Below are 12,583 nucleotides of genomic sequence, written 5' to 3'. Positions count from 1 at the left end.
GGTGCAGTGCGGGGACCGGACTCGATCCTCGCACTACGGAGGTCCTACTCCGAGGGTCTGACACGACGTGTCTCCGCCACCGCGGACCGATCCGTCACATCCGTCGCGGGGCCCGCACCGGAGTCCCCGGCGCCCAGCGCGCGGACCATCGTCATGTGGGTGATCCCGGCCTCCTCGTACTCGCCGCCGACCGCCGTGTAGCCGGCCCGCTCGTAGAGCCGGCGGGCGGCCACCCGGGCGTGCAGTTCAACGCTGCGCTGCCCTGCGTCGACCGCGGCGCGGTGCAGCGCAGCGCGCACTGCGGCGCCGTGCCCCCGGCCGCGGACCGCGGCCTCGGCGGCCATCCGGCCGATCAGCGCCCGCCCCGGCCCGCCCGGTGGCGCAGCTCGGCCACCTCGGGCCGGCCGTCGGCGGTGGCGAGCACGCCGCGCGGCGCGGTCATCGGGCCGCCGCCGGCAGCGAGGAGGCCGGCACGATCAGGAAGCGCAGGTCGATGAGCACGTGCAGCAGCACCGGTAGCAGCAGCGACCCGCTCTGCAGGTACACCGCGGCGAGCACTCCGCCGAGCACGCCGGTGGTCAGGACGCCACCCGGGCCCTGGTAGGCGTGCGCCAGCCCGAACCCCGCCGCGGCGACCAGGACCAGGAGGGCGCCGGGCAGCCCGGGGGCGAGCGCGGCCACCACGGCCAGGAAGAAGCCGCGGTAGAGCCACTCCTCGCACACCCCCGCCGTCACGCCCACGACGGCGAACAGCCGGCGCTCCAGGCCGGTGCGCGGCAGCAGGGCGAGGGTCGTGTGCCCGGGGGGCTCGGCGTGCCGTCCCTCCCCCGGCCGGGCCGGGGGCGGGGGTCCGGCCAGCGCGCCCGAGCGCAACGTACGGGTGGACAGGACGACGAGCACCAGCAGGGCGAGGCAGACCGCCAGCGTCACGGGACCGGGCCACTGGCGCGGCCAGGCCAGGCCGACCTGCGGCGCGCCGACGTCCGGCGCGGACAGCCACACCACCAGGGCCACGACCGCCAGGCCCCACTCCAGCACGAGCAGGCGGCGGTAGAGCGACTGGCGGGCGGCCGGGTCGACCTTCAGCCGGCCCTCGAACCGCCGGTGCAGGACGTGGCCGACGAACGGCTCCCCGACAACCAGGTAGCCGGCGATGACCACCGCGGCGAGCTGCGCGGGCCCCCAGTCGGCGAGCGACTGCGGCAACGACCCGCCCAGGCCCTCCGCCAGCGCGGTCATGGGCTCAGTTCTCGGCGCGCAGCACGGCCAGCGCGCCGGCCAGATCGACCGGGTACTCGCTGGTGAACTCCACCCAGTGGCCGTCGGCCGGGTGGGCGAAGCCGAGCCGAACGGCGTGCAGCCACTGCCGGGTGACCCCGAGGCGGGCGGCCAGTGTGGGGTCGGCGCCGTAGGTCATGTCGCCGACGCAGGGGTGGCGCAGCGCGGAGAAGTGCACGCGGATCTGGTGGGTGCGCCCGGTCTCCAGGTGGACGTCGACCAGGCTGGCCGCCGGGAAGGCCTCGATCACCTCGTAGTGGGTCACCGAGGGACGGCCGCCGGTGACCACGGCGAAGCGCCAGTCGTGCTTGGGGTGCCGGTCGATCGGGGCGTCGATCGTGCCCTTCGAGGGGTCGGGGTGGCCCTGCACCAGTGCGTGGTAACCCTTGTCGACCGTGCGCTCCTTGAACGCGGCCTTGAGCACCGTGTAGGCGCGCTCGCTCTTGGCCACCACCATCAGGCCGGTGGTCGCGGCGTCCAGCCGGTGGACGACGCCCTGGCGCTCGGCCGCGCCACTGGTGGAGATGCGGTAGCCGGCCGCGGCCAGGCCGCCGACGACGGTCGGGCCATTCCAGCCGGGGCTGCCGTGCGCGGCCACGCCCACGGGCTTGTCGACCACGACGATGTCGTCGTCGTCGTGGACCACGTGCATCCCGGCCACCGGCTCCGGGACGGCGGGCTCCCCCGGAGACGCGGGCAGCTCGACCTCCAGCCAGCTGCCGCCGGACAGCCGGTCACCCTTGCCGCGGGCGCGGCCGTCGACGACCACGAGCCCGGCATCGGCGAGCTCGGCCGCGACGGTCCGGGTCAGCCCGAACAGCCGGGACAGCGCCTGGTCGACCCGCTGGCCCTCGAGACCGTCGGGCACCGGCAACGCGCGGTGCTCACCGGGGGTCCCCGGGCTGAGGCTGCTGGTCACGGGGCCCATTGTGACCGCACCCCCCGACACCCTGGCCGAGGCAGGCTCAGACGGGTACGGCGTCGTCCCGGGGCCCGTCGTCCGTGCGGCCGCGGCTGCCGTCGAACTCGATGCCGCGGAAGGCGAGGAGGGCGCCGAGCACGCCGCCGCAGACGATGGCGGAGTCGGCGAGGTTGAAGATCGGATACTTCTCGCCGTTGGGCCCGAAGACGGAGATGAAGTCCACGACGCCGCCGCGCAGGAAGCCCGGGGACCGGAACACCCGGTCGACCAGATTTCCCAGGGCGCCGCCGAGGACCAGCCCCAGCGCCACCGCCCACCCGACGGAGAACAGCCGCCGAGCGGTGCGCACGATGACCACGGCCACGACGACCGCGACCAGGGTGAAGACGATGGTGAAGCCCTGGGCGAAGCTGAACGCCGCGCCGGTGTTGCGGGTGTAGGTGAGGTAGACCAGTCCCCCGAGCAGCCGGAGGTTGTCACCCCGGTCGATGGTGGCGACCACGACCAGCTTGCTGACCAGGTCGACAGCCAGGACGGCGGCGGCGATGCCGAGCAGCAGCCGCGTGCGCGGGCGCCGCGCGGGGCCGGTGGCGGGAGCCGGCGACGGGGTCGGTGGCTCGGGCTGGTCGGACAGCGTCGCCCCTCCGAACTCGCGGCGCCTACCGCCACGTCGCCGAGGACGATAGCCGCGCCGTCCTGCGGCGCAGCCCGGAACGCACCGGGGACGCGCCCCGGGGAACGGGCAGGGGTCAGCGACCGCCGAGCTGGGTAGGCACTGCACCGGCGACCGGTGGGCCTGCGGAACCGCAGGTCAGTGGTCGGCCGGGCCGATCGTGTGACACATCTCATGCGGCCGGGAGGCCCTCATCACATCGTTCTGGGGCATCGGGACCCGACGCTCGGACGACGATGGGGACGAGACGTCCTGAGCTTGGAGGCAGATCGTGACCGAGGATTCCGCGAACCCCGACGTAGTGCTGGTCGGTGGCGGCATCATGAGCGCCACCCTGAGCGCACTGCTCGGTGTCGTGGCCCCCGACTGGACCGTCACGGTCTTCGAGTCCGGGCCGCTGGTGGCCGGGGAGAGCTCCGACCCGTGGAACAACGCCGGCACCGGCCACTCGGCCCTGTGCGAGCTGAACTACACGCCGGCCAGCCCCAACGGCCGGGTGGATACCACGAAGGCCGTCACGATCAACGAGCAGTTCCAGCTGTCCCGGCAGTTCTGGTCCTCCCTCGTGCACGCCGGGCTGACCGGCTCGCCCAAGGACTTCATCACCTCCGTGCCGCACGTCAGCTTCGTCACCGGGGGGGCCGGCCGCAGCTACATGCGCGCCCGCCACGAGGCACTCGCCGCCCAGCCGCTGTTCGCCGGGCTGGAGTACACCGAGGACACCGCGGAGCTGAACTCCTGGATCCCGCTGATGATGGCGGGCCGCGACCCCGCCCAGATCGCCGCGGCGACCCGCTCGGTCGCCGGCACCGACGTCGACTTCGGCGCTCTCACCCGGCTGCTGTTCGACCAGGCCATCGCCCGCGGGGTCCACGTGCACACCGACCACCGGGTCGAGGACCTACGGCGCGAGCGCGACGGCCGCTGGACGGTCACCGCCCGCGACACCCGCACCGACGAGCGCCGCACCGTCCGCACCCGCTTCGTCTTCGTCGGCGCCGGCGGCGGCGCGCTGCCGCTGCTGCAGCGGTCCGGCATCCGCGAGATCCGCGGCTTCGGCGGGTTCCCGGTCAGCGGTCAGTTCCTGCGCACCCGCTCGCCGGAGCTGGTCACCCGCCACCAGGCCAAGGTCTACGGCCAGGCTGCGGTCGGCGCGCCGCCCATGTCGGTGCCGCACCTGGACCTGCGCAACATCGACAACGACCAGTCGCTGCTCTTCGGCCCCTATGCCGGTTTCTCCCCCAGATTCCTCAAGGCCGGCTCGTTCTGGGACCTGCCCAAGTCCGTGCGGCCGAACAACCTCGGCTCGATGCTGGGGGTCGGCCGGGACAACATTCCGCTGACCAGGTACCTGATCGGCCAGGTGCTGCAGTCCCGCAAGGCGCGGCACGCCTCGCTGACCGACTTCGTGCCGCTGGCCGAGCAGCGCGACTGGGAACTCATCACCGCCGGGCAGCGCGTGCAGGTCATCAAGAAGGACCCGGCCGGCCATGGCGTGCTCCAGTTCGGCACCGAGCTCGTCGTGGGCGGCGAGGGCTCGATCGCCGGCCTGCTGGGCGCCTCCCCCGGCGCCTCCACCGCCGTCGCGGCCATGCTCAACCTGCTCGAGCGCTGCTTCCCCGACCGGGTGGACACCTGGCGCCCGCTGATCCAGGAGGCCATCCCCTCCTACGGACACAAGCTCTCCACCGAGCCCGTGCTGCTGGCCGACGTCCGCGAGGAGACGATGCGCACGCTGGAGCTCAACGGCTGAGCTGAGCACCTCGTCGTCCTCCGGACGACACCGCGGCCAGCAGCCGTTCCCCAGCTGCGCTGAGCTGCTGCGAGCCCGGCCAGCGGGAAACCTCCGGCCCCCGCGCCGGCAGGCCACAGCGGTCGTCCGGACCGCGTGGTCAGTGCACTTGCTCAATCCACTTCGGTCGCGCGCCCCGTCTCGCCCCGCCAGGTGGCCAGCCGGCCGGCCCGGCTGACCGCCCGCAGCCGGCGCTCGGCCTCGGCGCGCGAGGCCCGTGCTGTCACGAGCAGTGCCTGGTCCCCGCGCATCAGTCGGGTGTTCTCGTCGGGCACGAACGGCCGGCCGGCCCGGACGACGAGCACCACGGCGGCGTCCTCCGGCAGCCGGAGCTCGGGCAGGTAGACGCCGTGCAGCCGGGAGGTCTCCGGCACCCGCAGCTGCATCAGCTCCGCGCCCAGCTCGTCCAGCGGCGCGGATTCCACGTCGATGTCCCGGGGCGTGACCGGCGTGGCGATCCGGAGCAGCCGGGCCACCGCCGGCAGCGACCAGCCCTGCACGACCGTGAAGACGACGACGAGCACGAACACGGTGTCGAAGACCCGGGTGGCCCCGTGGACCTGCGCGGCGACCGGGAAGGTCGCCAGCACGATCGGCACCGCGCCGCGCAGTCCTGCCCAGGCGATGAAGGCCTGCTGGGACAGCGGCATCCGGAACCACACCAGGCTGGCCAGCACCGACAGCGGCCGGGCGAGCAGCAGCAGCGCCCCGCCGATCAGCAACGCCGGCAGCAGCGCCTCGCTCAGCCGGGACGGCGACACCAGCAGCCCGAGCAGCACGAACAGCCCGATCTGGGCCAGCGACGCCATCCCCTCGGCGAACCCGATGGTGCCGGCCCGGTGCGGCAGCGCCGAGTTCCCGAGCACCAGCCCGCACAGGTAGACCGCCACGAACCCCGACGTGTGGGCCAGCGAGGCCGAGGAGAACGCCAGCACGCACAGCGCCAGGGTGGCCAGCGGGTAGAAGCCGACCAGCGGCAGCGCCGTACGGCGCAGCAGCCAGGCGCCGCCGAAGCCCAGTGCGACGCCGATGGCCGCGCCCCCGGCCAGCTCGCCGACCACCTCGGCCAGCACGACGTACCAGGGATGGGTCTCCCCGCCGGTCAACCGGTCGGAGAGCACCAGGACCAGCAGGATGACCGGGGCGTCGTTGAGCCCCGACTCCACCTCCAGCGCCGCGGCCATCCGCCGGGGCAGCGGCAACCGGCGCAGGCTGGCGAACACGGCGGCCGCGTCGGTGGAGGTGACCACGGCGCCCAGCAGCAGCGCGAACGCCCAGGAGAAGTCCAGCAGCCACACCGCGACCGCGGCCACCACGGCCACGCTGACCACGACGCCGACGGTGGCCAGCGCGATCCCCGGGCCGATCGCCCGGCGCACGTCGTTCCAGCGGGCGGTGAGCCCGCCCTCGGCCAGGATGACCACGAGCGCAGCGACACCGAGGGTCTGGGTGAGTTCGACGTCCTCGAACTGGACGCCGAGCCCGGCCTCGCCGAGGCCGACGCCGAGAGCCAGGTAGAGCAGCAGCGACGGCAGTCCGATCCGGTCGGCCACCCGCAGCGCGACCGCCGCAACGAGGACGACGAGGGATCCGACGGCCAGTGCCACGGTGACCGTCGTGTTCACCCGCGCCCCCTCATGGGGGCAGTCTCCCGTAGCAGGACATATCCGGGAGGGACCTGTCCGGTGACGACGATGAGCAGGCCACCTCCGCGTCCGAGTCTGACGGCGAACAACGATCTTGTCCCAGCCCGCTGGTGGTCGGGCAGGCCTCGATCACCTGCCACACCGGGCACCCAACGGTTCCGCCGCGGGAACCATGACGAACGTGCACGAACAGAGTCACCAACCGATTGCCGCGCCCCACCGGACTGGAATTCGAACCGGGTCGCAGAGGGTGAACGTCACGGCCGCCAAGGCGCGGCTGTCCGAACTCGTATCCGCCATCGCCACCACCCACGAGCACGTGGACATCACCCGCAAACGGCGAGCCAGCCGCAGTGTTGGTCTCTCAGCCACCCGATGACCTGACAGATCAGCTGGACCGGATGCTTGCACCGACGCTGGCGTCGCCGGCGCGCAGGACGCGAGCACCGACCTTGCCCTGTCCTCGCCGCAGCGATTCGTTCCCCCACGGTCGCGCCGCGGTGATCGAGCACTGCGGTGATCGAGCACTGCGGTGATCGAGCACTGCGGTGATCGAGCACTGCGGTGATCGAGCACTGCGGCCACCATCCGTGGGTCGAGCGACCCGAGTCGTTCCGCGGCGTGGTTGATCCCTTCCTCGCTCAGCTGCCATAGTCGGCCAGGCATGTACCAGTAGCCTGACGGCTCGCCGGAACGCCGTAGGTCAGCGGGGTGCTGGCCCGCCCCGGAAGGCTCTTTCACGGGTGCCGCGAATTCACTGTGCCGCGAAGCGCTCCAGCCGCTCGAGTATCGCGTCCAGGACCGGCTCCGCCTGGTCGGTGTCGAAGATGTTCTGGGCATGAGCCGAACCGGGCAGGATCTTCGCCTCGTTCTCGTCGCCCGGGGCAGACTCGGCCAGCTCGCTGGACACATCGGCGACCGCCTCGTCCTCGCTGGCGATGAAGAGCTTGGGTTCCTCGCCCAGTCCCTCGACCGTCCCGTTCGGCGACAGGAGGATCAGCTGATCGGGGAGGTCCGGCTCCCGGCTCGCGAGGTCGAGGATGGCGTCGGCGCCGGCGCTGCCGCCGACCAGGGCGACCTCGCTGATCCCGGCGTCCCGAAGATGCTCGACCGCGTCCCGGATCGCCGCGGGGCTGACGTCCTCAACCGCGATCACCGTCGCTCCCTGTTCGGCGATCGCGGTCGCCTGCTGCGCCCAGCTGGCCGCGTCGAACGCCGCGCCATGAGCCAGCACGACACCGTACGCCCCGTCGCCCCACGTCAGCGCGTCATTGCCGTTGATCGTGATCGTGCTGCCCGATGAGCCGCCGTCCTGCGACGAGCTGTCAGCAGGCTGGCCAGAGCCTCCGCAGCTGGCGAGGGTCAGGCAGGTAGCGAGGGCGAGCGTTCCGCGCGTGATAGATCCGGGCACGCTCACCACGCTCACCACGCTAGCCGCAACAGCGACCTGTGAGCCCGCCCGGTGAGGGTTCCGGCACAGGCGCCCTCCACAGGGCAGGTGATCCGGGCGACCGCGCGCTTGTCGGCGGCTGGGATGATGGACCTCGTGAGCAGCCCCGCCGCACAGCCCGAACACCAGAGCCCGTTCCGGGCACTCCCCCCGCAGGTCGACCTCCCTGCCCTCGAGCACGAGGTCCTCGAGCAGTGGGAGGCCGGCAAGGTCTTCGCCCGCACGCTCGAGGGCTCGGCCGACAAGCCGCAGTGGGTCTTCTACGAGGGGCCGCCGACCGCCAACGGCCGGCCGGGCACCCACCACATCGAGGCCCGTGCCTTCAAGGACGTCTTTCCCCGGTTCAAGACGATGCAGGGCTGGCACGTGCCCCGCCGGGCCGGCTGGGACTGCCACGGCCTGCCGGTGGAGATCGCCGTGGAGCAGGAGCTCGGCTTCGCCGGCAAGCCCGACATCGAGCGGTTCGGCATCGCCGAGTTCAACGCCAAGTGCCGGGAGTCGGTGGAGCGGCACGTCGACGCCTTCGCCGAGCTGACCGACCGGATGGGCTACTGGGTCGACATGTCGACCGCGTACCGGACCATGGACTCCAGCTACATCCAGAGCGTCTGGTGGTCCCTCAAGCAGGTCTTCGACAAGGGGCTGCTGGTCGAGGACCACCGGGTGGCGCCCTACTGCCCGCGGTGCGGCACGGGTCTGTCCGACCACGAGGTCGCCCAGGGCTACGAGTCGATCACCGACCCGTCAGTGTACGTCCGGCTACCGGTCACCAGCGGCGAGTGGGCCGGCCGGGCCGACCTGCTGGTCTGGACGACGACCCCCTGGACCCTGCCGTCCAACACCGCCGTCGCGGTCAACCCCGAGGTCACCTACTCCGTCGTGCGGTCCGGCGAGGACATCCTGGTCGTCGCCGAGCCGCTGGTCGGCGCGGTGTTCGGGGACGCCGACGTGGAGGTGCTGGCGCGCACCTCCGGCCGGGACTGGGAGTTCGTGCACTACCAGCGCCCCTTCGAGCTCGTGGAGTTCCCCACCGACGAGTCCGGACAGCCGACCGACGCGCACTACGTCGTCCTCGCCGACTACGTGACCACGGCGGACGGCACCGGCCTGGTACACCAGTCCCCCGCCTTCGGCGCCGACGATCTCGCCGTGTGCCGCGGATACGGCCTGCCGGTGGTCAACCCGATCGACGCCAGCGGCCACTTCCTGCCCGAGGTGCCGCTGGTCGGCGGCCACTTCTTCAAGTCCGCCGACTCCCGGCTGGTCGCCGACCTCGCCGAGCGCGGGGTGCTGTACCGCGAGCTGCGCTACGAGCACAGCTATCCGCACTGCTGGCGCTGCCACACGCCGCTGATGTACTACGCGCAGCCCTCCTGGTACATCCGCACCAGCGCGATCAAGGACCAGCTGCTCGCCGAGAACGAGAAGACCTCCTGGCACCCGGAGAACGTCCAGTGGGGCCGGTACGGCGACTGGCTGCGCAACAACGTCGACTGGGCGCTGTCCCGGGATCGCTACTGGGGCACGCCGCTGCCGATCTGGCGCAACGACGCCGACCCGAGCCGGATGGTGGTGGTCGGGTCGCTGGCCGAGCTGTCGGAGCTGACCGGCACCGACCTCGCCGGCCTGGACCCGCACCGGCCGTTCATCGATGAGATCACCTTCGCGGTGCCCGGGGAGGAGGGCACCTACCGCCGGGTCCGCCAGGTCATCGACGCCTGGTACGACTCCGGCTCGATGCCGTTCGCCCAGTGGGGCGCGCCGCACGAGAACGAGGCCGAGTTCCAGGCGGCCTACCCGGCGCAGTTCATCGCCGAGGCGATCGACCAGACCCGCGGCTGGTTCTACACGCTGATGGCGATCGGCACGCTGGTCTTCGAGCGCAGCTCCTACGAGAGCGTGCTGTGCCTGGGCCACATCCTGGCCGACGACGGCCGGAAGATGAGCAAGCACCTGGGCAACATCCTCGAGCCGATCCCGCTGATGGACCGGCACGGCGCGGACGCCGTCCGCTGGTTCATGCTGGCCGGCGGCTCACCGTGGTCGGCCCGCCGGGTCGGCCACGAGACGCTGTCCGAGGTGGTCCGCAAGGTGCTGCTCACCTACTGGAACACCGCCAGCTTCTTCACCCTGTACGCCGAGACCAACGGCTGGGACCCGCAGTCCACGCCGGCGCCCGCCCGCGCGGACCGGTCGCTGCTGGACCGTTGGGCGCTGGCCGAGCTCGCCTCGGTGACCGCCGGGGTGACCGACGCGCTGGAGTCCTTCGACACCCAGACCGCCGGGCGGCTGCTCGCCGGCTTCGTCGACGACCTGTCCAACTGGTACGTCCGGCGCAGCCGGCGCCGGTTCTGGGACGGCGACCCGGCAGCGATGGCCACCCTGCACGAGGTGCTCGACGGCCTCACCCGGCTGATGGCCCCCTTCACCCCCTTCGTCACCGAGCGGGTCTGGAGCACCGCGGTGTCACCCGGGACGGCCGACGCCGTCGACTCCGTGCACCTGGCCAGCTGGCCCGCCGTGGACGCGGCGGCCCGGGACGACGCGCTGGTCGAGCAGATGGCGCTGGTCCGCCGGCTGGTCGAGCTGGGCCGCTCGGCGCGCACCGCCGCCAAAGCACGCACGCGGCAGCCGCTGGCCCGCGCCCTGGTCGCCGCCCCCGGGTGGGCGCAACTCCCGCGGGACCTGGTCGCCGAGGTCGCCGACGAGCTCAACGTCGCCGAGCTGACCGAGCTGTCGGCGGTGGTCGGAGGGCTGGTCGACGTGTCGGCGAAGGTCGACTTCCGCGCCGTCGGACGCCGGCTGGGCAAGCAGGTCCAGGTTGTCGCCGCCGCGGTGGCCGCCGCCGACGCCGCCGACCTCGTCGCCGCCTACCGGGCCGGCGCCGCCACCGTGCAGGTGGACGGCGCAACGGTCCCGCTCGAGGACGGCGACCTGGTGGTCACCGAGACCCCGCGCGAGGGCTGGACGGTGGCCTCGGCCGGTGGCCTGACCGTGGCGCTGGACCTCACGCTCACCCCAGAGCTGGAGCGTGCCGGCCTGATGCGCGAGGTGGTCCGGCTGGTCCAGGAGGCCCGCAAGAACGCGGGCCTGGCGGTCAGCGACCGGATCGAGCTGTGGTGGACCGCCGACGGTGCGGTGGCCCAGGCGCTCAGCGAGCGCGCCGACCAGCTGGCGGGTGAGGTCCTGACCACCACCGTGCACGCCGGTCAGGCCGGCGACGGCGCCGGGATCGAGGGGCCGCATGGCTCCCTGTTCTGGGTGGCCCGCGCCGGCGCCGGCGACTGAGGAAGAACCCCCTCCTGGGTCCCCTCGCAGGCTCGGGGGCCCCCTGGAGGGGGCCTCACAGGGCGGGTTAGCGACCGGACCGGCGCGACCTCTCCACCCGGGCCAGATGCCGGTCGGGGGCGCAGGTGCCGCACGGGGTGAACCCGTCGGTCCGCGCCTCGACCATCGGCATCGGGAAGGTCGGCTGGCCAGCCAGGTACGGGCAGCCGGCCAGGTGGTATCGCGGGTGCTCGTCAATGACGAACACCTCGTCGGTGAGGTCGAGGACGACGAGCAGGTCGGTGACCTCGACCTCCTCGACCGGCGGCTCGCCGTCCGGACCGGTGCCGGCCGGCGCATGCATGGCCGGGGCGTGGGCGACCGCCGGGGGCTCGGCTCGAGCCGGGGGCGCGGGCAGCACTGGCTCGGGCGCTGCGGACTCGGGCGGCACGGGGCCTGCCGGGCCGGCCGCGGCAGTGATGGTGGCCCCGGTGGTGGTCGCGGTGGTCGTGGGAACGTCCGCCGGCCCCCGCCGCCCGGCCCGGCGCCGGCGCACCTCCCCCGCGGCCAGCACGACCGCGGCCAGCGCGCTGGCCGCGAAGGAGGACCACTGCAGTGCCGTGGACCCCTCCGCCAGCCCGACGACCAGGCACCCGACGGCGACGAGCAGCAGGAAGGCCGCGAGCAAGATCACAACCGCATGCTAGCGGGGCGGCGCCGGGGCAACCGGACGGCGAACACGACAGAGCCCCGCCGAACCAGGCCCGGCGGGGCTCTGTGCGGGGGCGCGGGGCGTGCGGGCGATCAGGCGCCGACGTGCTGGTTCTGCCGACTGTTGGACGACGGCTCGGCCGAGCCGCGGCTGTCCAGGTCGCGCAGGTGCGACTCGAGGTAGGACCGCAGGCGGGTGCGGTACTCGCGCTCGAAGGTACGCAGTTCGTCGACCTTGCGCTCCAGGCTGGCGCGCTTCTCCTCCAGCGACCCCATCGCCTCGACGTGCTTGCGCTCGGCGTCCTGATTGAGCGCCGCGGCCTTCGCCCGGGCCTCGCGCTCCATCGTGTCGGCGCGCGTGCGGGAGTCACCGATCATGGCATCGGCGCGGGACTTGGCCTCGCCCACCATCTGCTCGCTCTTGGCGCGCGCCTCGGCGAGCATCCGCTCACTGTTGGTCTTCGAGCTGCCGACCATCTGGTCGGCCTGGGCCTTGGCCTCGTTGACGTAGCGCTCGGCCGTCTCGCTGGCCAGGGACAACATCCGCGAGGCGCGGATGGAGTCGTCCTCGCGGGCCGGGGGCGCCGCGGGGGCGGCCGCCGGCGGCGGGGGCGGCGCGGCGACAGTCATCGGCGCCGACTCGACCGGACGCTCGTCGGTGCGCGCACCACTGTCGCCGGAGGCGCGCAGGTCGTTGTTCTCTTCGATGAGGCGGGCGAGCTCGGCCTCCACGACGTCGAGGAAGGCGTCCACCTCGTCCTCGTCATAGCCGCGCTTGCCGATCGGCGGCTTCTTGAAGACGACGTTGTGCACGTCGGCGGGCGTCAGTGGCATGGGGCTCACC

Annotated in this window: 10 protein-coding genes; 2 read left to right on the top strand and 8 right to left on the bottom strand. The window is 73.0% G+C overall.

The window, feature by feature from the left end:
• Positions 1-44: 44 nt before the first annotated feature.
• From BLW04_RS09185 to lspA, 4 genes are all read right to left on the bottom strand, one after another.
• A complete protein-coding gene (locus BLW04_RS09185; RefSeq protein ID WP_091538995.1) occupies positions 45-344 on the bottom strand; it encodes a GNAT family N-acetyltransferase in 300 nt (99 codons plus the stop codon).
• Positions 345-438: 94 nt separating this feature from the next.
• Positions 439-1,239, bottom strand: coding sequence for a CPBP family intramembrane glutamic endopeptidase (locus tag BLW04_RS09180; RefSeq protein WP_091538991.1), 801 nt, complete (start codon positions 1,237-1,239; stop codon positions 439-441).
• 4 nt (positions 1,240-1,243) lie between these two features.
• Positions 1,244-2,206 (bottom strand): RluA family pseudouridine synthase, encoded by a 963-nt coding sequence (locus BLW04_RS09175; protein WP_091538987.1) that lies wholly within the window; start codon positions 2,204-2,206, stop codon positions 1,244-1,246.
• A gap of 37 nt (positions 2,207-2,243) precedes the next feature.
• Positions 2,244-2,981, bottom strand: coding sequence for a signal peptidase II (gene lspA, locus BLW04_RS09170; RefSeq protein WP_254781206.1), 738 nt, complete (start codon positions 2,979-2,981; stop codon positions 2,244-2,246).
• A gap of 163 nt (positions 2,982-3,144) precedes the next feature.
• Here lspA and mqo point away from each other — a divergent pair, with 163 nt between their 5' ends.
• Complete coding sequence (gene mqo, locus BLW04_RS09165) at positions 3,145-4,626, top strand: malate dehydrogenase (quinone) (RefSeq protein ID WP_091538985.1); 1,482 nt, start codon at positions 3,145-3,147, stop codon at positions 4,624-4,626.
• 152 nt (positions 4,627-4,778) lie between these two features.
• On the opposite strand, the gene BLW04_RS09160 is transcribed toward mqo, so the two are convergent.
• Together BLW04_RS09160 and BLW04_RS27490 are read right to left on the bottom strand one after the other, a co-directional pair.
• On the bottom strand, positions 4,779-6,290 hold the full coding sequence (locus BLW04_RS09160; protein ID WP_091538982.1) for a potassium/proton antiporter: 1,512 nt from the start codon (positions 6,288-6,290) through the stop codon (positions 4,779-4,781).
• 775 nt (positions 6,291-7,065) lie between these two features.
• Positions 7,066-7,887, bottom strand: a complete 822-nt coding sequence (locus tag BLW04_RS27490; RefSeq protein ID WP_217630946.1) for an alpha/beta fold hydrolase — start codon at positions 7,885-7,887, stop codon at positions 7,066-7,068.
• On the opposite strand from BLW04_RS27490, the gene ileS reads away from it, so the two are divergent.
• Positions 7,858-11,049, top strand: coding sequence for an isoleucine--tRNA ligase (ileS, locus tag BLW04_RS09150; protein ID WP_254781205.1), 3,192 nt, complete (start codon positions 7,858-7,860; stop codon positions 11,047-11,049). The genes BLW04_RS27490 and ileS overlap by 30 nt on opposite strands.
• Positions 11,050-11,116: 67 nt before the next feature.
• Here the strand turns inward: ileS and BLW04_RS09145 are convergent, their stop codons facing one another.
• Together BLW04_RS09145 and BLW04_RS09140 are read right to left on the bottom strand one after the other, a co-directional pair.
• Positions 11,117-11,722, bottom strand: coding sequence for a hypothetical protein (locus BLW04_RS09145; protein ID WP_091538978.1), 606 nt, complete (start codon positions 11,720-11,722; stop codon positions 11,117-11,119).
• Between the two features lie 110 nt (positions 11,723-11,832).
• Positions 11,833-12,573: a DivIVA-like cell division protein Wag31 gene (locus tag BLW04_RS09140; protein WP_091538975.1), complete on the bottom strand. Its 741-nt coding sequence runs from the start codon at positions 12,571-12,573 to the stop codon at positions 11,833-11,835.
• Between the last annotated feature and the right edge of the window lie 10 nt (positions 12,574-12,583).

This window comes from Modestobacter sp. DSM 44400 (assembly GCF_900107175.1).
Taxonomy (GTDB): Bacteria; Actinomycetota; Actinomycetes; order Mycobacteriales; family Geodermatophilaceae; genus Modestobacter.
This window is presented reverse-complemented; position numbering and strand designations above follow the sequence as displayed.

What these genes read in the sequence shown, in the direction of transcription:
- BLW04_RS09175 (WP_091538987.1), bottom strand. Translation starts at nt 2,206, where the DNA reads ATGGGCCCCGTGACCAGCAGCCTCAGCCCGGGGACCCCCGGTGAGCAC.
- BLW04_RS09185 (WP_091538995.1), bottom strand. Translation starts at nt 344, where the DNA reads ATGGCCGCCGAGGCCGCGGTCCGCGGCCGGGGGCACGGCGCCGCAGTG.
- BLW04_RS09180 (WP_091538991.1), bottom strand. Translation starts at nt 1,239, where the DNA reads ATGACCGCGCTGGCGGAGGGCCTGGGCGGGTCGTTGCCGCAGTCGCTC.
- BLW04_RS09140 (WP_091538975.1), bottom strand. Translation starts at nt 12,573, where the DNA reads ATGCCACTGACGCCCGCCGACGTGCACAACGTCGTCTTCAAGAAGCCG.